24 protein-coding genes are annotated in these 20,531 nt (G+C 69.2%); 16 read left to right on the forward strand and 8 right to left on the reverse strand.

Annotated elements, in window-relative coordinates; genetic code table 11:
- Both BN977_RS00005 and BN977_RS00010 read left to right on the forward strand, forming a co-directional pair.
- On the forward strand, nucleotides 1–270 hold a 270-nt coding region (locus BN977_RS00005), incomplete at its 5' end, for a DUF732 domain-containing protein (protein WP_036395509.1).
- 14 nt (nucleotides 271–284) lie between these two features.
- Entirely contained in the window at nucleotides 285–734 is a 450-nt protein-coding gene (locus BN977_RS00010; protein WP_036395511.1) for a DUF5078 domain-containing protein, read from the forward strand.
- A gap of 17 nt (nucleotides 735–751) precedes the next feature.
- Here BN977_RS00010 and BN977_RS00015 read toward each other — a convergent pair whose 3' ends face one another.
- Entirely contained in the window at nucleotides 752–2,005 is a 1,254-nt protein-coding gene (locus BN977_RS00015; RefSeq protein WP_051560930.1) for a multidrug effflux MFS transporter, read from the reverse strand.
- 77 nt (nucleotides 2,006–2,082) lie between these two features.
- Here BN977_RS00015 and BN977_RS00020 point away from each other — a divergent pair, with 77 nt between their 5' ends.
- Both BN977_RS00020 and BN977_RS00025 read left to right on the forward strand, forming a co-directional pair.
- Entirely contained in the window at nucleotides 2,083–2,583 is a 501-nt protein-coding gene (locus BN977_RS00020; RefSeq protein ID WP_051560931.1) for a MarR family winged helix-turn-helix transcriptional regulator, read from the forward strand.
- Between the two features lie 281 nt (nucleotides 2,584–2,864).
- Nucleotides 2,865–3,437 carry a glycoside hydrolase gene (locus BN977_RS00025; protein ID WP_036395512.1) on the forward strand — a complete coding sequence of 191 codons (573 nt, stop codon included), beginning with the start codon at nucleotides 2,865–2,867 and terminating at the stop codon, nucleotides 3,435–3,437.
- A gap of 4 nt (nucleotides 3,438–3,441) precedes the next feature.
- Here BN977_RS00025 and BN977_RS00030 read toward each other — a convergent pair whose 3' ends face one another.
- A complete protein-coding gene (locus tag BN977_RS00030) occupies nucleotides 3,442–4,677 on the reverse strand; it encodes an MFS transporter (protein WP_407661160.1) in 1,236 nt (411 codons plus the stop codon).
- Nucleotides 4,678–4,725: 48 nt separating this feature from the next.
- On the opposite strand from BN977_RS00030, the gene BN977_RS00035 reads away from it, so the two are divergent.
- Nucleotides 4,726–5,403 carry a FadR/GntR family transcriptional regulator gene (locus BN977_RS00035; RefSeq protein WP_036395515.1) on the forward strand — a complete coding sequence of 226 codons (678 nt, stop codon included), beginning with the start codon at nucleotides 4,726–4,728 and terminating at the stop codon, nucleotides 5,401–5,403.
- Nucleotides 5,404–5,407: 4 nt separating this feature from the next.
- Here BN977_RS00035 and BN977_RS00040 read toward each other — a convergent pair whose 3' ends face one another.
- Nucleotides 5,408–5,674, reverse strand: coding sequence for a hypothetical protein (locus BN977_RS00040; RefSeq protein WP_084172354.1), 267 nt, complete (start codon nucleotides 5,672–5,674; stop codon nucleotides 5,408–5,410).
- Between the two features lie 658 nt (nucleotides 5,675–6,332).
- Between BN977_RS00040 and yaaA the strand changes: the two genes are divergently transcribed.
- From yaaA to BN977_RS00070, 6 genes are all read left to right on the forward strand, one after another.
- Complete coding sequence (gene yaaA, locus BN977_RS00045; RefSeq protein ID WP_024451415.1) at nucleotides 6,333–7,082, forward strand: peroxide stress protein YaaA; 750 nt, start codon at nucleotides 6,333–6,335, stop codon at nucleotides 7,080–7,082.
- An 80-nt stretch (nucleotides 7,083–7,162) separates the two neighbouring features.
- Nucleotides 7,163–8,128, forward strand: a complete 966-nt coding sequence (locus tag BN977_RS00050; RefSeq protein WP_036395516.1) for an esterase family protein — start codon at nucleotides 7,163–7,165, stop codon at nucleotides 8,126–8,128.
- Between the two features lie 46 nt (nucleotides 8,129–8,174).
- Complete coding sequence (locus tag BN977_RS00055; RefSeq protein WP_036395518.1) at nucleotides 8,175–9,545, forward strand: WS/DGAT/MGAT family O-acyltransferase; 1,371 nt, start codon at nucleotides 8,175–8,177, stop codon at nucleotides 9,543–9,545.
- A gap of 95 nt (nucleotides 9,546–9,640) precedes the next feature.
- Nucleotides 9,641–10,627 (forward strand): NAD(P)H-dependent flavin oxidoreductase, encoded by a 987-nt coding sequence (locus tag BN977_RS00060; protein ID WP_024451412.1) that lies wholly within the window; start codon nucleotides 9,641–9,643, stop codon nucleotides 10,625–10,627.
- An 11-nt stretch (nucleotides 10,628–10,638) separates the two neighbouring features.
- Nucleotides 10,639–11,049 (forward strand): tautomerase family protein, encoded by a 411-nt coding sequence (locus tag BN977_RS00065; RefSeq protein ID WP_036395520.1) that lies wholly within the window; start codon nucleotides 10,639–10,641, stop codon nucleotides 11,047–11,049.
- A gap of 1 nt (nucleotide 11,050) precedes the next feature.
- Nucleotides 11,051–11,593 carry a pyridoxamine 5'-phosphate oxidase family protein gene (locus tag BN977_RS00070; protein ID WP_051560932.1) on the forward strand — a complete coding sequence of 181 codons (543 nt, stop codon included), beginning with the start codon at nucleotides 11,051–11,053 and terminating at the stop codon, nucleotides 11,591–11,593.
- Here the strand turns inward: BN977_RS00070 and BN977_RS00075 are convergent.
- Nucleotides 11,583–12,443: a LysR family transcriptional regulator gene (locus BN977_RS00075; protein WP_024451409.1), complete on the reverse strand. Its 861-nt coding sequence runs from the start codon at nucleotides 12,441–12,443 to the stop codon at nucleotides 11,583–11,585. The genes BN977_RS00070 and BN977_RS00075 overlap by 11 nt on opposite strands.
- Nucleotides 12,444–12,628: 185 nt before the next feature.
- Between BN977_RS00075 and BN977_RS00080 the strand changes: the two genes are divergently transcribed.
- Nucleotides 12,629–13,813, forward strand: coding sequence for a hypothetical protein (locus BN977_RS00080; protein WP_051560933.1), 1,185 nt, complete (start codon nucleotides 12,629–12,631; stop codon nucleotides 13,811–13,813).
- 3 nt (nucleotides 13,814–13,816) lie between these two features.
- Here BN977_RS00080 and BN977_RS00085 read toward each other — a convergent pair whose 3' ends face one another.
- The gene (locus BN977_RS00085) at nucleotides 13,817–14,473 is read right to left on the reverse strand and encodes a GNAT family N-acetyltransferase (RefSeq protein ID WP_036395523.1); all 657 of its coding nucleotides are present in this window, start codon (nucleotides 14,471–14,473) and stop codon (nucleotides 13,817–13,819) included.
- 21 nt (nucleotides 14,474–14,494) lie between these two features.
- Nucleotides 14,495–15,757, reverse strand: a complete 1,263-nt coding sequence (locus BN977_RS00090) for an amidohydrolase family protein (RefSeq protein WP_036395525.1) — start codon at nucleotides 15,755–15,757, stop codon at nucleotides 14,495–14,497.
- 25 nt (nucleotides 15,758–15,782) lie between these two features.
- Here BN977_RS00090 and BN977_RS00095 point away from each other — a divergent pair, with 25 nt between their 5' ends.
- Together BN977_RS00095 and BN977_RS00100 are read left to right on the forward strand one after the other, a co-directional pair.
- Nucleotides 15,783–16,640, forward strand: a complete 858-nt coding sequence (locus tag BN977_RS00095) for an AraC family transcriptional regulator (protein ID WP_024451407.1) — start codon at nucleotides 15,783–15,785, stop codon at nucleotides 16,638–16,640.
- A 55-nt stretch (nucleotides 16,641–16,695) separates the two neighbouring features.
- Nucleotides 16,696–17,082 carry a hypothetical protein gene (locus BN977_RS00100; protein WP_051560934.1) on the forward strand — a complete coding sequence of 129 codons (387 nt, stop codon included), beginning with the start codon at nucleotides 16,696–16,698 and terminating at the stop codon, nucleotides 17,080–17,082.
- Here the strand turns inward: BN977_RS00100 and BN977_RS00105 are convergent.
- Entirely contained in the window at nucleotides 17,079–17,462 is a 384-nt protein-coding gene (locus BN977_RS00105; protein ID WP_024451405.1) for a nuclear transport factor 2 family protein, read from the reverse strand. The two genes, BN977_RS00100 and BN977_RS00105, sit on opposite strands and share 4 nt — an antisense overlap.
- 85 nt (nucleotides 17,463–17,547) lie before the next feature.
- Between BN977_RS00105 and BN977_RS00110 the strand changes: the two genes are divergently transcribed.
- Nucleotides 17,548–19,011, forward strand: coding sequence for an amidase (locus BN977_RS00110; RefSeq protein WP_036395528.1), 1,464 nt, complete (start codon nucleotides 17,548–17,550; stop codon nucleotides 19,009–19,011).
- Between the two features lie 13 nt (nucleotides 19,012–19,024).
- On the opposite strand, the gene BN977_RS00115 is transcribed toward BN977_RS00110, so the two are convergent.
- Nucleotides 19,025–19,342 (reverse strand): hypothetical protein, encoded by a 318-nt coding sequence (locus tag BN977_RS00115; RefSeq protein ID WP_036395530.1) that lies wholly within the window; start codon nucleotides 19,340–19,342, stop codon nucleotides 19,025–19,027.
- A 269-nt stretch (nucleotides 19,343–19,611) separates the two neighbouring features.
- Here BN977_RS00115 and BN977_RS00120 point away from each other — a divergent pair, with 269 nt between their 5' ends.
- On the forward strand, nucleotides 19,612–20,526 hold the full coding sequence (locus BN977_RS00120; RefSeq protein ID WP_024451402.1) for an alpha/beta fold hydrolase: 915 nt from the start codon (nucleotides 19,612–19,614) through the stop codon (nucleotides 20,524–20,526).
- Nucleotides 20,527–20,531: the final 5 nt, after the last annotated feature.

A 20,531-nucleotide genomic window follows, 5' to 3' on the forward strand; every position in this document is an offset into this window, starting at 1 on the left:
CGGGATCCGGACACCAACTTCGCCCACGAGTTGCACACCTACGGCATCTACGGGCAAAAGGACTACAACGCCTGGATCGGCAAACTGGTCTGCAAACGGCTCTACAACAACGTCGACCACGACGCGTTCGCCTCGGCCAAGTTCATCGGCGACAACCTCGACCGGCACAACACCACCCAACAGAACTGGCAGTTCCTCGGCGCCGCCCTGAACTACTACTGCCCGGAAAAACGCGTCATCCTCGACCAGGCCGCCGCCGCCCAGCACTGAACCGGAGAAACACCATGGCATCCACCGCAATCCGCTTCGGCATCGCAGGACTGGCCCTGGCCGGCGCCCTGACCACCTCGGGTATCGCGTCAGCCGACGCCACCGATGACTACCCCATCCCCAACCGCATCCTCAAAACCCCCTGCACCGCCGAACAGATCATGGCCGCCGCCCGCGACGTCGAACCCGTCTACTACGAGCGCTACATGATCGACTACAACAACAAACCCGCCGCCGACCAACAAGGCGCCCAAGACCGCATCCACTGGTTCTTCTCCCTGGACTACGCCGGCCGACGCCAATACTCCGAAGACACCGCCACCAACGCCTTCTACGAACAAATGTCCTGGCGCTGGCCCAACTGGGCAAAACTGTTCTTCAACAACAAAGGTGTGGCCGCCCACACCACCGACATCTGCCAGAACTACCCGCCCAATGACATGTCGGTCTGGGACTGGCACTAGGCCACCTCACCCGCCGCTCAGTGCGCGGCGGCGGTCACCGAGGGCTCGGCCGGTTCGATCGTCCCGGCCGCCTCGGACCGGCGACCGCGGGTGAAGACGACCAGGGCCAGGGCGGCCAGCACCGCGGCGGCGAACATGGCAATGCCCATGGGCACCGCGCTGTGCTCGCCGGCGAGCCCGACCAGGGGTGAGGCACCGGCGCCGAGCGCGTATTGCAGGAAACCCAGCACCGCGGACCCGGTGCCGGCCGCATGGCGCACCTCGGCGGTGGCCAGCGCCATGGCGTTGGCCACGACGAAGCCCATGCTGGCCATGAAGCCGGCCATCAGCGCGATCGTCGACACCGGTGCGACACCACCGGCGGTGACGGTGAGCAGCAGCAAGCCGGTCACCACCACCATTGCCGTGATGCCGACCAGCATCAGCCGGCGCGGCGCGATCCGCACCACCAGCCGGGCTGACAGCGCGCTCATCGCGGCCATCACCACCGCGCAGCCGCCGAACGTCAACGAGTACGCCTGCGGCGACAAGCCGACGATGTTCTGCAGGACGAACGGTGAGGCAGAGATATAGGAGAACAGAGCGGTGAACACAAAGGCCAGTGCCAGCGCGTAACCGACAAACCGGCGATTGGACAGCACGGTGGCGCTGCTCGACCGCAGCGCCGCCAGTCCCCCGGGCCTGCGCCGGTCGCGGGGTAACGACTCCGGGGTGAAGAACACGACGCCGAGCAACATCAAGGCGTTCAGGGCGGCCAGCGCGACGAACACGACCCGCCACCCGAAGTCGGCGACGATGAACCCGCCCAGCACCGGCGCGAGGACCGGGGCCAATGCCCCGATGACCATCAGCACGCCGAACAACCGGGCGGCCTCGGCCCCGGCGGTGCGGTCGGTCACGATGGCGCGGGAGATCACCACTCCGGCCGCCCCGGCGAAACCCTGCGCGAAGCGCAATGCGATCAGGATCTGGACCGAGGGGCTGACGATGCACAACAGGCTGGCCAGCAGGCACACCAGGGTGCCGATGAGCAATGGCGTGCGCCGGCCGTAGCGGTCGGACAACGGCCCGATCACCAGTTGACCGGCGGCGAGCCCGATCAACAGTGCGGTCAGTGTCAGTTGGATCATCGGCGCCGACGTCCCGAACTCGGCGGCCATCTCGGGAAACGCCGACAGGTACATGTCGATGGACAGTGGCGTCACCGCGGACAGCAGGGCCAGGACGGCGATCAGCGTCGCCGGCACCGCGTTGCGGGTCGGTGTGGTCACGTGGGTACCTCGCCTCAGTTGATTATGGATTCATATATATTTGAGCATATGTATCTGCCGATAGGTAATCTGTGGTGATGGACACCACACCGACGGTCGACACAGCGATCCGCGAGTTGGCGCTCGCCCTACATGAGCTGTCCTGGCGCCTGACGCGGTTGGGCCCCGCCCGCGCCGGCCTCGACCCCCTCCCCGCATCCGAACTCGCGGTGCTGCGCGCCATCGTGGACGAGCCGGGACTGAGCGTGTCGGATGTCGCGGCGGTGGTGGCGATGCAGTCGAGCAACGTGAGCGCCGCCATCCGGGCCCTCGTCGAGCGGGGGTTGGTCTCGAAGACACCACGAGAAGATGACCGCCGGGTATCGGTATTGCACCCAACCCGCAAGGCCCGCAACGACAAACGCGCCATCGATGACGCGCTGGCCGACGGCATCGCCGAAGTGCTCGCGGTATTGCCACCCGAATCCGTTGCCACGCTGCTCACCGCGACGCCGGCCATGCGCGGCCTGGCCGGCGCACTGGCGCGACCTTCCAAGCCAGTCGTTGCCAGAATCGGCGAACCCGGACGCGAATCATGAATTAGGTTGGGCGACAGATCATTTCATATGATTCTCGTAGTGAGCTCAGCAGCAACATGTTTCACGATCATCGTCGGCTACGTCCGCGTGATCAAGCGTTGAATCACTGCCCTGCAACACCTTTGCAAGAACATCACCAAGCCGCCCACAAACATCGAATTACGGCCTGCATCAACACCCTTCACCTGCGCTTTTGCGAGTCCAGCAATTGAATTCATGAATTGTGAAGGGAATCACAGAATTTTGCTCGCCCACAAAACGCTCTGTTACTGTCCGTCCGCATGTTTGCTCTTGCGTCGCTCTTGGCGCTCGTCAACCAGGTTTCGGGCACGCCGTACATCCCGGGTGGAGACTCTCCGGCGGGGACGGACTGCTCGGGCCTGGCATCCTGGGTCAGCAACGCCGCGACCAACCGGCCCGTGTTCGGTGACCGCTTCCACACCGGAAACGAGGAGCGGGCACTGCTGGCCCGCGGCTTCAAGTACGGCACCGCGCCGAACGCCCTGGTGATCGGCTGGAACCGCGGCCATACCGCGGTGACACTGCCCGACGGCACGGCCGTCTCCTCGGGCGAGGGCGGTGGCGTCCGCGTCGGCGGCGGTGGCGCGTATCAGCCGCAGTTCACCCATCACATGTACCTGCCGATACCCACCGACGCGCCGGATCCCAACGCTCCCGTCGATGCTCCGCCGGCGGCTCCCGTCGAGTTCCTGCCCCCGGCGCCCGCCGACGTACCGGCGCCCGTCCCCGTGGACTTCGTTCCGCCGGCCCCGGCCGACGTACCCCCGCCGCCTGCCGACATGCCGCCGCCGGTCGCCGACGTGCCCCCGCCCCCGGCTGACGTGGCCGTCTGACCGGTTACACGTAACGGTTGCGGCCGGCCAGCGCGCCGGTCACCATCTGGATCGCATAGACCGCCAGAACCAGGCCCCAGGACACCCTCCAGCCACCCGTGGCCTCGTGCAACAGACCGAACAGGAACGGTCCGACCCCGGCCAGCAGGTAGCCGATGCCCTGGACCATGCCCGACAGCCGCGCGGTGTCGGCGGCGTCGCGCGAGCGCAGCGCGATGACCGTGAGGGCCAGCGAGAACACGCTCATCCCGAGGCCGAGCAAGACGCTCCACACCAAGGGAGCGGCGTCGGGTGCCACGGCCAGGCCGATCACCCCGGCGACGCCGAGCACCCCGAGGCCGACGATCCAGCCACTCTGACTGGGCCTGCGGGCGGCCGCCGGCGCGATCACGATGCTCACCGGCACGGCCAGCACGGAAACCAGCCCGAGCAGCAGCCCGGCGGCACCCTTGCTCATGCCGCCGTCGATGAACACCACGGGCAGCCAGCCCATCGCCACATAAGCGAGAAACGCCTGGCAGCCGAAGAACAGGGTGATGGTCCACGCCAGCGGATTGCGCAGCATGGATCGACGCGGTGGCACGGCATCGCTGTCGACCTCGGGTCGGGCCACCGAGGTCGCCCCGCGGCGGCCGGTCGCCGCCAGCCAGGCCGCCAGGGCGAGTGCGGCCAGCGCCGCCCACGCACCGAGCGCGGTGCGCCACCCGGAGAGCGCGTCGATCGCCGGTGTCAGGGCCGAGCCGAGGGCACCGCCGCCCTGCAAGGCCGCGGTGTACACGCCCGTCATCACGCCGATCCGGGCCGGGAACGACCGCTTGATGACGACGGGGATGAGCACGTTGATCAATGCGATCCCGGCGGTCGCGACGAGCGTGCCGCCGATGACGACCAACGGCCCGTCGACCACGCGCAGCACCAGCCCGACGCTGAGCACGACGAGGGCCACCGTGATGGCGCGGTCGACGCCGACCCTGGCCGCCAGCCGCGGTGCGGCCAGGCCGGCCGCGGCGAAACACAGGCCGGGCAACGTCGTCAACACCCCGGCCCAGATGGCGGAGGCGCCCATCGAATCGCGCATATCGCCCAACAACGGGCCCACACTGGTGATCGCCGGGCGAAGATTGAGGGCAGTGAGTACGACAGCCACCGTCAACAACAGGCCGCCGGCCGCCGGTCGCGCCGCAAGGGTGCCCGCGACGGGCGGAAGGTCGATGGTGTTGCTGTGGCGAGAGTCGGTCACCGGAGTTAGCATGCCATACATCCCATGATTGGATGAAAGGGGTCTCGTGTGCCTTTAGCCACGACACGTCGAACCGGACTCGTCGATCAGGTCATCGACCAGCTCCGCGCGTCGGTGACGGCCGGGGAGTACCCGATCGGCACGAAGATCCCCACCGAGCCGGCCCTGGCCGAGACGCTGGGCGTCGGCCGCAACACGGTGCGGGAAGCGGTCCGCGCCCTGGCGCACGGCGGCATCTTGGAGGTCAGGCAGGGCGACGGCACCTATGTCCGCGCCACCAGCGAGGTGTCCGGGGCGGTGCGCCGGCTCTGCGGATCCGAACTACGCGAGGTGCTGCAGGTCCGCCGGTGCCTGGAGGTCGAGGGTGCACGACTCGCCGCCACCGCCCGCACCGACGCCGATCTCGCCGAGCTCTGGCAGTTGTTGCGGCGCCGCGACGAACTCCAACTCGAGCATGACCGGGAGGATTTCGCGCGCGCCGATGCCGAGCTGCATTTCGCGGTGGTACGCAGTTCCCACAACACGGTGCTGACCGAGCTCTATCGCGGCCTGACCGAGGTGGTGCTGGCCAGCGTGGCCACCGCCACCCATGAGACCGCGACGGCCGCGCACATCAGACACCGGGGCCTGGTCGAAGCGATCGACGCGCGGGATGTCGACCGTGCCGGCCGGGAGGCCGGCGGGTTCCTGGACGAGCTGCTGGGCGAGCTGCCCGACCGCGCCTGATCGGTTATTCGGGGCGCAGATCGGCGCTGTCGACGAACGTCAGCCAACCGCTGTCCAGTTGGACCGCCCAGCGGCGGGCCGGATCGGCGATGTGATTGTCGCCGACGGATACCGCGTAACCGGCCGCATCGCCGAAGTCGTCGACGACGACGCCGCGGGCCTCCTCAGCGGTGTCCGGATGGACCAGCACCCGCACGTTGACGGCGAGTCCCCCGTCACGGTCGTTGTCGTCGCCGCCGGTGTCGGCATCCACGATTTCCTGAGCGGTCACCAGAGTTCACCTGTCATTCCTGGCGGTTGATCAATGTCAGCCGCGGGTCTGTGTGCCTTTCCCCGAATCGGATATTGCGGTGTTGCGATGCTCCCCACCGGTATGCGCAGCAGTTAACGATTGAAATACCTTATCCCTCGACATCCCCCGACCGGTACCCGATGCACACCGCCGATTCCTCCGATTCCACCCGACGCCCGGTCCACCCGCCGACACCTGACTCCTGCGGGCCTCGATCAAGCCCCTCGACCTGATCGAAACCCGTCCCCCACGTCGATCTTTGGACATCCGACCGGTTGGTGTCAACCTCGGTTGCGACCGTCACATTCCATGGTGTGGCGGCACCCGGAAATCCGAACGAGATCCCGAATCGTGACGGCGGCGGCCGCACAGCAAAAGCGAAAAGTGGGCCGCGGAGATGTTTGAAAATGCACTCAGAAGCAGAGCGCGGCTAACCATTTCGGTGCTTGCAAATGTTTATCAAATGCGTGCTCGCGTCCGCGCAATGATGACAGTTACCGATCCTCGTGCAGCGGATGCCCGTCGCCGGCGTCGGCATGGCGGGTCAGCCAGCACCGCGTCGAGCATGTCGCGGACGTCGCCGATGGCGCCGGATCACGATGCAGAACCGATGGTCGGCTCGGCTACCCTCTGTGCGGTGATCGTGCTGTTGCCGCCGTCGGAGACCAAACGCGCCGGTGGCGACGGCCCGCCGCTGAAGCTGGAGGCACTGCACTCCCCCGAATTGAATCCGCTGCGCGGTGACCTGGTCGACGAACTCGTCGCCCTGTCCTCGGCCGATCGGGCGGCCTGCCGCCGGGCGCTCGGGATCACCGCCGCCCAGGACGGCGAGATCGACCGCAACGCAGCACTTTTGACATCGGCGACGCTTCCGGCCATCCACCGCTACACCGGTGTGCTGTATGACGCACTGGACGTCGGCTCACTCCGCGGGACGGCAGCGGCGCGGGCCACCGCGCGCCTGGCGGTGGGATCGGCCCTGTTCGGCCTGCTGCGCGCCGACGACCCGATACCCGCCTACCGGCTGTCCGCCGGTTCCAAACTGCCCGGCCGGCCCACCCTGGCCGCCCGCTGGCGCCCGGTGCTGGAACCGGTGTTGGCGCGCATCGCCGCCGGCGAACTCGTGGTCGACCTACGCTCCGGATCGTATGCCGCGCTGGGCCGGCTGCCCGGCGCGGTCACCGTCGACGTGGTGTCGGAGAACGCTGCGGGCAAGCGCACCGTGGTGAGCCACTTCAACAAGGCGCACAAGGGCAGGCTGGCCCGGGCCCTGGTCTCCAGCCGGGCCGAACCCGACGACGCCGGCAAGGTCGCGGCCATCGCCCGCCGGGCCGGCATGCAGGTGGAACGCTCGGGTGACGATCTCACCATCGTGGTTACGGCCTGAGTTAAACCGTTACATCACAACGTGATCACGGCCCGTGTGGGTACGGCGCCGCGCGCCGCTCGGCTGCTAGCTTGCGGTACATGCCCGTGCTCCGCCGCGTCCTGGGACTGCTGGCCACCGCAGTGCTGCTGGCTGGATTCGTCACCGTCGGCGCGCCGAACGCCGCCGCATTCTCCAGCGGTGGCGGTCCCGTCGAGCTGCTCCAGGTCCCGTCACCGTCCATGGGCCGCAACATTCCGGTGGGTTTCCAGGGCGGCGGCCCGCACGCGGTGTACCTGCTCGACGGTCTGCGGGCCCAGGACGACTTCAGCGGCTGGGACATCAACACGCCGGTGTTCGACTGGTTCAACCGTTCGGGACTGTCGCTCGTGGTTCCGGTCGGCGGGCAGTCGAGTTTCTACACCGACTGGTATCAGCCCGCCAAGGGCAGCGCCGGCACCACCACCTACAAGTGGGAGACGTTCCTGACCCAGGAGTTGCCCACCTGGCTGGCCGCCAACCGCGGTATCAGCCCCGTCGGCAACGCGGTGGTCGGGTTGTCCATGTCGGGCGGTTCGGCGCTGACGCTGGCGATCTGGCATCCCGCCCAGTTCATCTTCGCCGGCTCGCTGTCCGGCTTCGTCAATCCCTCACTGGGACTGTGGCCCACGCTGATCGGCGTCGCCATGCGCGACGCCGGTGGGTACCGCGCCACCGACATGTGGGGCCAGAGCACCGATCCGGCCTGGCGGCGCAACGACCCGATGGTCAACGTCGCCACCCTGGCGGCCAACGGCACCGCCGTGTGGGTGTACTGCGGTAACGGCGCCCCGTCGGACCTCGACACCGGCTCCGATTTCGGCGGCCTGTACAGCGCGCAGTTCCTGGAGAACATCACCTTGAGCACCAACAAGGAGTTCCAGAAACGCTATGTCGCCGCCGGCGGCCGCAACGGGGTGTTCAACTTTCCCGCCGACGGAACCCACAGCTGGGGGTACTGGGGCGCGCAACTGCAGGCCATGAAACCCGATCTGCAGCGGGTGTTGGGCGCCGTCCCGGCCGCCTGAGCAAACCGCGTCGGACCCCGGGCCCGGATGGGTAGCGTCTACCGGTATGAAGCTCATCTCGCCGACCGATGCGATGTTCCTGCTGGGCGAGTCGCGTGAGCATCCGATGCATGTCGCCGGGCTGCAGTTGTACCGGCCACCGGAGGGCGCGGGACCGGAGTTCGTCACCGACCTCTACGAATCGATCGCCAAATGCGACGAATTCCAGCCCACCTTCCGCAAGCACCCCGCCAGCGTGCTCGGCGGAATCTCCAATGTCAGTTGGGCTTTCGACGACGAAGTGGATATCGACTACCACCTGCGCCGGTCGGCACTACCGCGCCCGGGCCGGGTGCGTGAGCTGCTGGAACTGACCTCGCGCCTGCACGGCACGCTGCTGGACCGGCACCGTCCGCTGTGGGAGGCCTACCTCGTCGAAGGCCTGCACGACGGGCGCTTCGGCGTGTACACCAAGATCCATCACTCCCTGCTGGACGGGGTTTCGGCCCAGCGGCTGATGATCCGCACCCTGTCGGCCGATCCCGACGACCGGGAGGTCCGGGTGCCCTGGGCGCTGCCGCCGCGCCAGCGGACCGGCACGGCTCCGAACCCGGCATCGGCCTTGCTGCGCACGGTGACCGGCACCGCGGGCGCGGTCGCCGGCATCGCGCCGTCGGTGGTGTCGCTGGCCAAGGCCGCCCTCATCGAACAGCAACTCACCCTGCCGTTCGGAGCCCCGAAGACGATGTTCAACGTTCCGATCGGCGGAGCGCGCCGATGCGCAGCCCAGTCCTGGCCGCTGGAGCGGATCAGGGCCGTCAAGGCCGCCCTCGACGGTGCCACCGTCAACGACGTCGTGCTGGCGATGTCGGCCGGGGCCTTGCGCGCCTACCTGCTGGAGCAGCAGGCATTACCCGAAAACCCATTGGTGGCAATGGTTCCGGTGAGCCTGCGCGGCGAGCACGAACAAGACGCCGGCGGAAACATGGTGGGCACCATCCTGTGCAACCTGGCGACCGACGTCGCCGACCCGATCACCCGCCTGGAGACCATCAGCGCGTCGACACGCGACAACAAGAAGGTGTTCGCCGAGTTGCCGCGGCTGCAGGCGCTGGCACTGTCCGGATTCCTGATGTCCGGGATGGCGCTGAGCGTCGTTCCGGGCTTGGTGTCCTCGACACCGCCCCCGTTCAACATCGTCATCTCGAATGTGCCCGGTGCCCGCGAGCCCATGTATTGGCAGGGCGCCCGGCTGGACGGCAACTACCCGTTGTCGATCGCCCTGGACGGCCAGGCGCTGAACATCACGCTGACCAACAATGCGGACAATCTCGACTTCGGCCTGGTGGGTTGCCGGCGCAGCGTGCCGCATCTGCAGCGTCTGCTGGGCCACCTGGAGGACTCGCTGGCCGCGCTGGAGAAGGCCGTCGGCGGGTAGCACCGGGGCGCACCCGCCGCGGCCATACGTGGCACGTATATGCCATGCACAATTGCACTTTTACAGGCCAGCGCGTGGTGCCTAGCGTGGGCGATATGACACTGCACACTCGATTGACCGACATGTTCGGCATCGCCCATCCGGTGGTGCTCGCCCCGATGGACGAGGTCGCAGACTGGCGGCTCGCCGCCGCCGTCGCGGATGCCGGCGGGCTGGGCCTGCTCGGTGCCGGTTACGGCGACAAGGCTTGGCTCGACGAACAATTCCGGCACCTACCGGCCCGACGGGTAGGCGTCGGATTCATCACCTGGTCCATGGCCGCTCAACCCGGACTGCTCGACGCGGCGATCGCGCACCGGCCGAGGGCGATCTTCCTGTCGTTCGGTGATCCGGCGCCGCACGCCCCGGCGATTCACGCCGCGGGGATTCCGCTGATCTGCCAGGTCCACGATATTGCGCAGGCCCGCAGGGCGATTGCGGCCGGAGCCGATGTGATCGCCGCACAGGGCGGCGAGGCCGGCGGCCACGGCACCGCGGCGCGGTCGACGTTCACCCTGGTGCCGGAGATCGCCGACCTGCTGCGGTCGACGGCCCCCGAGGTTCTGCTGCTGGCCGCCGGCGGCGTCGTCGACGGTCGCGGTCTGGCGGCCGCGCTGGCACTGGGCGCGGACGGGGCACTGGTCGGCACCCGGTTCTGGGCCGCGACGGAGGCGGCCGTGCCGCACACCGCCCAGCTGCAGGGCCTGCGCGCGAACGGGGACGCCACCGTGCGCCAATCCGCCTTCGACATCGTCCGCGGAAAGTCCTGGCCCACTCCCTACACCGGCCGTGTGCTGCGCAATGCGTTCGTCACGCGCTGGCACGGGCGCGAGCCCGAGCTGCGCACCGATATCGCCGCTCAGGCCGACCTGTTCGACGCCGCCGTGCTGGCGCAGGACTACACCGTGGCCAATGCGATCGCCGGTGAGGCGATCGGTCAGATCACCGAAATCCGTTCGGCCGCCGACATCATGGACGACATGGTGAGCACGGCGACCACCATCTTGAGTCCGGCCGGCACCGCCGCCGTGACCGCCTGCTGAAGGAGTACACCATGCCCTTGGTTCGCATCGACCTCGCCGACCACCACAGCCCCGAACAGATCCGCGCCATCGCCGACCGCGTTCATCAAGCCATCGTGGACGTGCTCGGCATTCCGGAGCGGGACCGCTTCCAGATCATCACCGCCCACCGGCCCGGCGAGATCGTGGCCCTGGACGCCGGTCTGGGCTTCGACCGCTCGGCCGATGTGGTGATGGTCCACATCTTCACGCAGGCGGGCCGCTCGGACACCACCAAACAGGAACTGTTCGCCCGGATCGCCGAGCGCCTCGCGGGGGCCGGTGTCGACGGGCGCGACATCTTCGTCGGGATCACCGAGAACGGGCCGCAGGACTGGTCGTTCGGCTTCGGCAAGGCCCAATATCTGACCGGGGAACTCGCCATCCCGTCGGCCGCCCGCTGACATGGCGGGCACCCGGTACGGCGCGATCGCCTTCTCCCCCGGCGTCGCCGCCCGCCAGCGGGCCGCGGGCAGCATCACCGATTACGGCCGGCTGCGTCCGCCGCCCGGTGACGACGGCGACCCCGACACCCTGAGCGGACGGCTCACCCGGCTGATCGAAGCCACGGATTCGTTCTTCGTCGCCACGGTCCCCCCGGATGGATGGCCGTACCTGCAACACCGCGGTGGGCCGGCGGGATTCGTCCGTGTCCCCGACCCGTCCACCATCGTCTTTCCCGACTACCCGGGCAACCAGCAGTACGTCACGCTCGGCAACCTCGATGCCAATCCCAGGATCGCGTTGTTCTTCATCGACTACCCGACCCGCACCAGGGCCAAGGTTTTCGGCCGCGCCCGCATCGACGACGAGCACGTGCAACGGCGCATCGTCGTCGCCGTCGAGGCGGTGGACATCAACTGCCGCAGGAACATCCCGGTGAAGTACGGCGAGGAGTCCATCCGCGAACGGGTGCGCCTGGCCCGGGAGGATCGCGCTACCCCATAGCGGCACGGCCGAGCGCGATGGCCGTGTCCAGGAAGGCGCGGGTGACGCGCGACGGCGGCGGGGTCGAGCGCCACGCCAGCCCCACCTGCGTGGCCGGCGCATCGGGGATCGGGATGTAGCGGATCTCGGGGTGCACCACCCGGTGCATACAGATCTCGGGCACGATGCCGATGCCCGATCCGGCGGCTACCAGTTCGAGCCACTCGTCGAAGTTGCGGCATTCCACCACGGCACGCCGGGTATCCGAGCGTGGCAGCGAGTCCGCGGTGGTGGAACCGGACATCGTGTTCACCACCACCGGCCGGTCCGGGATCTTGGCCCAGTGCACCGAACGCCGTTTGGCCAGTTCGGGATCGAGCCGGCTGACCGCCAGCACCCGGCGTTCGTGCGCGATCACCCTGGTGCTGACGCCGCTGGGTGGCTTGCGCAGGACGTTGCGGTGCAGCGCGGCGTCGACGTCGCCGTTGACCACGGCAGCCAGCGGGTCGTCGAGCCGGCGGATCTGCACGCTGACGTCGCGGTCGCCCATCGCGTTGCGCACCCGGCGGAACCACTCGTCGGGCAACAACCAGGCGAAACCCAGTTGCACCGAACCGTGGGAAGTGAGATCGCGGTCCAGCGCGGCCAACTCGGCCAGGATGCGCCGCGCCCGCTCGACGACGGCCAGCCCGTCATCGGTGAATTCGGAGCTGCCGCCGAGGACCAAGCGCCGGCCGTAGCGGTATTCCAGTTGCCGCACGGTCCTGGACAACGTGGGCTGGGTGACGCCCAGAGCGGCCGCGGCGGCGGTGTGGGTGCCATGGTCGGCGAGCGCGACCATGGCCCGCAGATGACGCACCTCCACGTCCATCCCCGCAGCGTATACCCGGCCGACCGGACCGGGGGCGCCCCGACGAGGCCGGTGGAACCGATTGCCGCATCACAAGTTTGACACTGCTGCATATCGGATCGGTATCCGCCAAATTGGCCGCTTGTGCAAATTCGGTTTCACGATAGGTTCTCCCTTGTCGCCGTCTCAAGGAGAACCGGGAGTCCATGACGCACGCCACGAATCGCATTGCGTTGACCGCGGTGGCGACGGCCGGTCTGTACTGGGCGGTGCTGATCGGTAGCCCGGCCGCGATCGCCGATGTGGAACCCAGCCCCGGCGTTCCGTGCCTGGATATGGTGCAACAACTGGCGGCCTCGCCCGAGATCATCCCCGAGGCGTTGGGCGCCACGGCCCCGCCGCCGGAGGCGGTCCCGCTGCCGCCGCCGGCACCGGTCACACCGCCTGCGCCGGTGATCGAACCGGCCATCGAAACCGCTTCGATGACAACGGAAAGCGCGGTTGCCGCGGCGGCCCCGGCCCCGGAGGTCGGGCCGGTCGCGGCCGCACCGATCGAAGCGGCCGCGATCACGGCACCGGCCGAAGCCGCGCCTGCCGTCGTCCCGGCCGCCGATGTGATCGCCGTCGAGGCGGCTCCGGTGGCCGCCGCGGCCGCACCCGCCGCGGGGCCCGTGGCGGCCCCGGTCGCAGCGCCCGCGATACCGGCAGCCGTACCGCCCGTTCCCCTCGGCGTACCGTTACCGCTTGCGGCACAGTCTGTTCCGATGTCCGCACCACTGGTCGAGGCGGCCGCCCCGGTCGCCGACGCGGTCCCGGTCGCGCCGACCCTCGATGCGGTCCCGACCGCCGAAGCGCTCCCGGTGGCCAACGTCGCGGCGGTGACCCCGGCGCCACCGGTCGCCGACGCCGCTCCCCCGGCGCCGCCCGTGGAAGCCGCGCCGATGGTGTCGGCTCCCGTCGAACCGGCCCCGCCGGCCGCTCCGCCACCGGCGCCGCTGGAGGCCCCGGTCGCCGCACCCGTGGAGGCGGTGGAGGCCGCAGCGCCCGCAGCGCCGGCCGAAGCACTTGCGCCGGCGCCCGTGGAAGCTGTGGATGCCGCCGTCGCGGTGCCGGCGGGCGTGGCACCGCCGGTCGCCGTCGGGCTGCCAATCGACGCCGCCAGCAGCGTGATTCCCATGCTGGCGTCGGCGCCGGCGATGGTGGCGGCAACCCCGCCACCGCCGATCGCGATACCGTCGGTGCCCGGCCTGCCGGTCTTGCCGACCGAATTGGCGTTGCCGCACGATCTGGTGTGTGCGGGCACGGCGTGGTCGGCGGGCGCCGACGGCACCCGCCACAAGGTCACCCCGGTTCGCGCGGGGTGGGATGACGGCCGACCCGAAGACGGCTGAGCGTCAGGCCCCCGGGGCGCGGACCACGACGGGAACCGCCGGGAAGTAGATCGCCATCTCCGATCGCGACTTGCGAAGGGCCGCAGTGCCGTAACCCTTCTTGCGATGCTCGGGATGGATCCAGATCCGCACCTCGACCTCGTGCCCCTTGAGCTCGCCGAACACCAGGCCGACCTTCTGCTCACCCTCGATCGCGACGAACCACGCGGCGTCCTCGGCATCCACCCGGCCCAGCGCCGCGGCGATCTCGTCGTCGAGGTTGCCCGCCGGCGCGCCGGAACCGTCACCGGCCGCGCCCTGATCCTGCAGCCGTGCTGCGAAGATGTCCCGGTCGTCGCTACCCGAAAAGGCGCGCAGCGACAGGGTTTCCGCCGACGACGCCGGGCGCTCCTTGAGGGTGAAGGTGAGTTGGCTGTTGAGGTCGTCGAGTTCCTCGGCGATGATCCGGCGGGACTCCTTGGTGACCTGGTCGAAGGACAACCCGATCACGGCCTCACCACCGGCGTGGGTGGTGCCCAGCAGGGCGGCGATGGCGTCGACCGCGGCGTCGCGGTTCTCGGCGTCGACGATGATGTCGAGCACCTCGTGCCGGCGATCGAGCGCCTTCACCAGGGCATCGGCGATGTCACGACGGGCTGCGGCTCGATCCATATCGGTCATGCCGGCAAGCCTAGTCCAGCATCACGCCTTGGCTGGCTGCTTCTGCTCGTACAGCCGCGCCCACTCCGCGCGGGGCCGGATCGAGACGTCGACGTCGGTGGCCTTGGCCCGCAGCGCCCCCGCGGTCGCCTGCTCGCGGGGCGTGAGCTCGAACGGATCCCAGCCGAAGAACCGGCAGGAGTTCTGCCAGGTGATCTTGTCGATATCGGAGTCGGACGCCCCCGCGGCATTCAGTTCGGCGAGCACCTGTTCGGGCGCGTCGGGCCAGAAGCAGTCCGAATGCGGGTAGTCGCACTCCCACGCGATGATGTCGATCCCGATCTCGTGGCGCAGCTTCAGGGAGGTCTTGTCGGTGACGTAGCAGGCCAGCGAGTGCTCGCGGAACACGTCGCTGGGCAGCTTGTCGCCGAAGTCGCGGCGCAACCACTTCTGGTTGGTGTAGTGCCGGTCGCTGCGGTCCAGGTAGAACGGAATCCAACCGATACCGCCCTCGGAGAAGGCGAATTTCAGGTCCGGGTAGTCGCGCATCGCCGGACCCCACAGCAGGTCCTGGGCGCACATCGCCGAGACCTGGGTGGCCAGGATGATCAGGTTGTCGATCGGGGCGTTGGGCGCCATGCTGATCGCCCCGAAGCCGGTGCCGATGTGCAGGCACATCACCACGTTCTGCTCGGAGAGCGTGCGGAACACCGGACCCCAGTAGTCGTTGTCGTGGTAACTGGGCAGGCCTTCCAGGTGCGGCAGCTCCGGCATGGTCACCGCCCGGCATCCCTTGGCCGCGACCCGGCGGATCTCCTTGCACATCGCCTCGGGATTCCAGGTCGGCAGGATCGCGATCGGGATGAACCGGTCCGGATACGAACCCGCCCATTCGTCGATATGCCAGTCGTTGTACGCCGACACCATCACCAGGGTCGCCTCTTCCCGGTGCATGTTGAGGTGCCGGGCGGAGAAACCGGTGAAGGTCGGGAAGCACATCGAGGCGAGGATGCCGTTGCGGTTCATGTCCCGCACCCGCTCGTGCACGTCGTAGACGCCGGGGCGCATCTCGGCGAAGCCCGCGGGATCGCGCCCCCATTCCTCGGCAGGCCAGGACACCACGGCGTTGAGCCCGCTGACGCCCTGCGGGCGCCCCTGATACATCCACTGGTCGACACCCTTGTCGTCGGTCACCACGATCGGTGCCTCGTCCTTGTACTTGGCCGGGACGTGCCGCAGGAACATGTCGGGCGGTTCCACGACGTGGTCGTCGATGCTCACCAGGATCAGGTCGTCGGTCTGCATAGGAAAACTAGTACCCTCGATTTTCGTGACCGGCTCTGCGCTATCGGACAGAGGTTTGACCCGTTCGGCCAAACCTGCCGCGCATCCCGCCGCCCGGCGTCCCGTCATCGAGTTGCGCCGGGGCGGGCGGGCGCCGGCGGGCAGCTATCTCTACGAGGGCCAGGGCCTGATCACCGGATGGCACTCCCACGAGGTGCACCAGATCGAGTACGCGGTGGCCGGGGTGGTCGAAGTGGAGACCGACACGGCGCACTATCTGCTGCCGCCGCAGCAGGCGGCCTGGATCCCGGCCGGTCTGGAGCATCAGGCCGTGATGAACCCGGACGTGAAAACCGTTGCGGTGATGTTCGATCCGGCGATGATCACCGAACCCGGTGACCGCGCCCGGATCATCGCGGTGTCCCCGCTGATCCGGGAGATGATGATCTACGCGCTGCGCTGGCCGATCGAGCGCAGTCACGGTGACCGGGTATCGGACGGCTTCTTCGCCACGCTGGCCAACCTGGTCGTCGACGCGCTGGACCACGAGGCGCCGTTGAGCCTGCCGACATCGGAGCATCCGATCGTCGCCGCCGCCCTGGCCTACACCAAGGAACACCTGGACTCGGTGACGGTCGAGGACGTCAGTCGGACCGTGGCGGTGTCGGAGCGGACGCTGCGCCGGCTGTTCGCCGACACCCTGGGGATGTCCTGGCGAACGTATCTGCTACACGCCCGGATGCTGCGCGCGATGGCGTTGCTGGCCGCCCCCGGACAGTCCGTCCAGGCGACCTCGAGCGCGGTCGGGTTCGACAACCTGAGTTCCTTCACCCGCAGCTTCACCCAGTTCTGCGGGGAGACCCCGTCGGCCTACCGGCGCCGGGTGGCCGGCGTCCCCCTGTAACGGTCGTCCGGGCGCGCCATTCATGTTTCAGGCAGGTAAACGCTAAAGTCAGGGCATGCGAGACAAAGTGGTCTGCGCCGAAGTCGAGACCTTGCGCGCCCGCCCGGACGGCGCCCACATCACCCGCGCGGCCCTGCGCCTGCACGTGCTGGCGGTGGCGCACAGCGTGCACACCCGGCATCCGGAATTCATCGCCGATATCGCGCTGGAACGCATCGCGCCCGACGCGACCGAGGCCGCGATCGAACTGTGGCTGGCCGGCCTCTGGGAGCGCATCGACGGCGGCTACGCCCTGCTCGATTCCGAGTTCGTCCACCACATGGGCGACCAGGCGGCCGGGCACCACATCAAGTCGGCGCAATGGCGGCTGCGCACGCGGGCCATCGGCATGTGCCGGCGGTCCTGGCGGGCCCTCAACAGTGAGAGCGTCATCCCCTTCTAGGACTGCACCGGCACGCCGGCGGTGTCGGGGTCGACCTGCACCGCGTACGACGTGATGGCCGAGATCTGGTTGCCGGTGAACTCGAAGACGTCACAGCCCGCCACGGCGGTCACCCCGTCGGGCCCGCGGTAGCGCGACAGCATGTCCACCGCCACCACGTCACCCTGACCGGCCACCACACACCGGTCGACCTCGGTGACGGTGTCGGCCAGTCCTTCCCGCGTTTCGCGACAGGTGCGGATGACGGCATCCGCGCCGTCGAGCACCAGATACCCGACGATCGTCCAGCGCACATCGGCGGCCAGATGACCGAGCGCGTCCTCGAACCGGTGCGTGGAGAACGCCAGAGCGACGGCACGCGCATCGATGGGCTCGGCCATGAGGTCCTCTCCTTGGACGTGATGGGTCGAACCTATCCCACGGTCGGGTTGCCGCCCGGTAATCGGCGCCTCAGGATGGACGGCCATGGATGCACACACCGCGCGGGAACTGGCCGCGATCGACGCCGTCGGTCAGGCGGCGCTCGTCGCGGCCGGTGAGCTGTCGGCCACCGACCTGCTCGACGCGGCGATCCTGCGGCTGGAGTCGGTCCGCGAACTGAACGCCGTGATCGCCGACCTGTTCGAGCGGGGCCGCAGCCAGGCCGCGGCACTGGACGCCGCCGGGGTGCTCCGCGGCGGCGACGCCGGTCCCGTGGCGGGAGTTCCGTTCCTGCTCAAGGATCTCGGCGCGTCGCTGGCCGGTGCGCCGGAGGCGATGGGCTCACGCGCCCTGCGCACGCACGTCGCCGCGGAATCGGCGTGGATCGTGCAGCGCTACCTGGCGGCCGGGCTGGTGGTGTTCGGCAAGACCAACACACCCGAGTGGGGGAACCACTGCACCACCGAACCGTCGCTGTTCGGGCGCACCGCCAATCCATGGGCGCCGGATGTCACGCCGGGCGGATCGAGCGGCGGATCGGCGGCCGCGGTGGCCGCCGGGGTGGTCCCCGCGGCATCCGGCGGTGACGGCACCGGGTCCATCCGGGTGCCGGCCGCCTGCTGCGGTCTGGTGGGGTTGAAACCGCGGCGCGGCCGAACCTCGTTCGCGCCGGCGGCCGGGCACGGGTTGGAGGGCCTGGTCAACGAGCATGCGCTGACCCGTACCGTCCGGGACAGCGCCGCGCTACTGGACGTGGTGGCCGGCGGGGCGCCGGGGGATCCCTACGCCGCCCCGCCCCCGGCGCAGCCCTACCTGCAGGCCATCGCCCAGCCGCCGGCACCGCAGCGCATCATGGTCGCCACCGCGTCGCCGTTTCCGGGACCGCAGACCGATCCGGAGGTCGTCGCGGCGGTCCAGTCCGCCGCGGCCGAACTGGCCGGCCTGGGGCACCGCGTCGAATCGGGTTCGCCCACCATCGATTCCGACGCCGTGGCGGATGCCATCGCGGTGCTGCACACGGTCAGCAACGCGCAACTGCACGCGCTGGCCAGCGCGCATCTGGGCCGCGCCCCGCGCGAGGACGAGTTCGAGCCGAGCACCTGGGTGATGGTCCGGGAAGGCTTCACCACCACCGGGGTGGACTACGCGGGCGCGATCGCCACCGTGCACGCCCAGACCCGCCGGTTCGTGGCGGGCCTGGGCGATCACGACGTGCTGTTGGTCCCGACGCTGCTGACCGGACCGCCGCCGTACGGCCTGCTGGACCAGCCGCGCGGCACGACACGGGCATTCTTCGACGTCGAATTCGCCACCACCGGCTGGACGGCACTGGCCAACGTGACCGGCTGGGCCGCGCTGTCGCTCCCCCTGGCCACCACCTCGGCCGGCCTGCCGATCGGCGTCCAGCTGATGGCGCCCGACGAGACCGTCCTGCTCCAGCTGGCCGCCCAGCTCGAGACGGCCGCCCCGTGGGCCGGCCGCCGTCCACCGGTGTGGGCCGGTCAGTGACCGCCGCCCCGGGTCACAGCGGGATCCACATGCCGAGGAACCAGAAACCCCAACCGTGGTGGTTGTCGTCCCACACCGGGTTCACCCGCTGACCGTTCCAGTTGAACGGCTGGTGGTCCTGCCTGCCCTGATCGATACCGCGGTGCCCCCAGTCGTCCTGCGGCGCGCCGCCGGGTCCGCGATCGTCGTGGTTGTCGCACGCGGCCGGCTGTGGGCCGCACGGCCCGGGACCGGGATCGGCCGCGGCGGTGCCCAGGCCCAGCCCCAGCAATCCGGTCAGTCCGACACCCACGGTCAACGCCGAGGCGCCGGCGATTCGTTTGAGATTCATCGTCACTCCTGCTCGCTCCTGTTCGGGGCGGCCCGCCGTCGGGACGCCCGGGAAACGAGTGTCGAAGCGGCACATTGTTTTTTGCTGTGCCGCCGGTATGTCCCACGTATAAAACGGTTGGGCCACCGATTCGGTAACGGGATGGGCACCTGGTGGCGCGTCGGGTTGACCTGTCGCACCGCCACCACGCGCCCTCCCGCACCGGGCCTCGCCAGCGGTGACGGCGAAGGGCTTTGGGTGCGGCGGATGACGCATGACACACTCGGCGGATGGTTCCTCCCATTGCGCGCCCGAAACTCGAGGGCAACATCGCGGTCAGCGCCGACCGTCAGATCGGGTTTGCCGAATTCGGCGATCCCCAAGGCCGCGCCGTCTTCTGGCTGCACGGCACACCCGGGGCGCGCAGGCAGATTCCCGCCGAGGCCCGCGCCTACGCCGAACTGGAACGAATCAGGCTGATCGGCGTGGACCGGCCGGGCATCGGCTCGTCCACGCCGCACCAGTACCCCAACGTCCTCGCGTTCGCCGCGGACCTGCGCGTCATCGCCGACACCCTGGGGATCGACCATTTCGCGGTCATCGGGCTGTCCGGCGGCGGCCCCTACACCCTGGCGACCGCGGCGGCGATGCCCGAGCGGGTGGTGGCCGCCGGTGTGCTGGGTGGCGTGGCACCGTACGTGGGCCCGGACGCGATCGGCAGCGGGCTGATGGATCTGGGGTCCCGGGTGGCGCCGGTGCTCGAAGTGGCCGGGCTGCCCATTCGGTTGGTGGCCGGCACCCTGATCAAATTCCTCGGCCCGGTGGCCTCCCCCGCACTCGAGATCTACGCGCGGCTCTCCCCGGAAGGCGACCGACGGCTGCTCAGCCGCCCGGAATTCAAGGCGATGTTCCTCGACGACCTGCTCAACGGCAGCCGCAAGCAACTCGCCGCACCGTTCGCCGACGTCATCGCGTTCGTCCGGGACTGGGGGTTCCGACTCGACGAGGTGAAGGTCCCGGTGCGCTGGTGGCACGGCGACAAGGACCACATCGTGCCGTTCGACCACGGCCGGCACGCGGTGAGCCTGCTGCCCGATGCCACCATGACCGTGCTGCCCGGCGAAAGCCACCTGGGTGGCCTCGGCCGCGCCGAGGAGATACTGCGTACGATGCTGGAGATCTGGGACCGCGACGGTCATCGCTGATCGAA

Origin of the sequence: Mycolicibacterium cosmeticum (genome assembly GCF_000613185.1) — a bacterium.
In the GTDB taxonomy this organism is placed as follows: domain Bacteria; phylum Actinomycetota; class Actinomycetes; order Mycobacteriales; family Mycobacteriaceae; genus Mycobacterium; species Mycobacterium cosmeticum.

Coding starts and splice junctions, on each gene's coding strand:
- BN977_RS00010 (WP_036395511.1), top strand. CDS start 285: ATGGCATCCACCGCAATCCGCTTCGGCATCGCAGGACTGGCCCTGGCC.
- BN977_RS00020 (WP_051560931.1), top strand. CDS start 2,083: ATGGACACCACACCGACGGTCGACACAGCGATCCGCGAGTTGGCGCTC.
- BN977_RS00025 (WP_036395512.1), top strand. CDS start 2,865: ATGTTTGCTCTTGCGTCGCTCTTGGCGCTCGTCAACCAGGTTTCGGGC.
- BN977_RS00050 (WP_036395516.1), top strand. CDS start 7,163: ATGCCCGTGCTCCGCCGCGTCCTGGGACTGCTGGCCACCGCAGTGCTG.
- BN977_RS00055 (WP_036395518.1), top strand. CDS start 8,175: ATGAAGCTCATCTCGCCGACCGATGCGATGTTCCTGCTGGGCGAGTCG.
- BN977_RS00060 (WP_024451412.1), top strand. CDS start 9,641: ATGACACTGCACACTCGATTGACCGACATGTTCGGCATCGCCCATCCG.
- BN977_RS00065 (WP_036395520.1), top strand. CDS start 10,639: ATGCCCTTGGTTCGCATCGACCTCGCCGACCACCACAGCCCCGAACAG.
- BN977_RS00070 (WP_051560932.1), top strand. CDS start 11,051: ATGGCGGGCACCCGGTACGGCGCGATCGCCTTCTCCCCCGGCGTCGCC.
- BN977_RS00075 (WP_024451409.1), bottom strand. CDS start 12,443: ATGGACGTGGAGGTGCGTCATCTGCGGGCCATGGTCGCGCTCGCCGAC.
- BN977_RS00080 (WP_051560933.1), top strand. CDS start 12,629: ATGACGCACGCCACGAATCGCATTGCGTTGACCGCGGTGGCGACGGCC.
- BN977_RS00085 (WP_036395523.1), bottom strand. CDS start 14,473: ATGACCGATATGGATCGAGCCGCAGCCCGTCGTGACATCGCCGATGCC.
- BN977_RS00090 (WP_036395525.1), bottom strand. CDS start 15,757: ATGCAGACCGACGACCTGATCCTGGTGAGCATCGACGACCACGTCGTG.
- BN977_RS00100 (WP_051560934.1), top strand. CDS start 16,696: ATGCGAGACAAAGTGGTCTGCGCCGAAGTCGAGACCTTGCGCGCCCGC.
- BN977_RS00105 (WP_024451405.1), bottom strand. CDS start 17,462: ATGGCCGAGCCCATCGATGCGCGTGCCGTCGCTCTGGCGTTCTCCACG.
- BN977_RS00110 (WP_036395528.1), top strand. CDS start 17,548: ATGGATGCACACACCGCGCGGGAACTGGCCGCGATCGACGCCGTCGGT.
- BN977_RS00115 (WP_036395530.1), bottom strand. CDS start 19,342: ATGAATCTCAAACGAATCGCCGGCGCCTCGGCGTTGACCGTGGGTGTC.
- BN977_RS00120 (WP_024451402.1), top strand. CDS start 19,612: ATGGTTCCTCCCATTGCGCGCCCGAAACTCGAGGGCAACATCGCGGTC.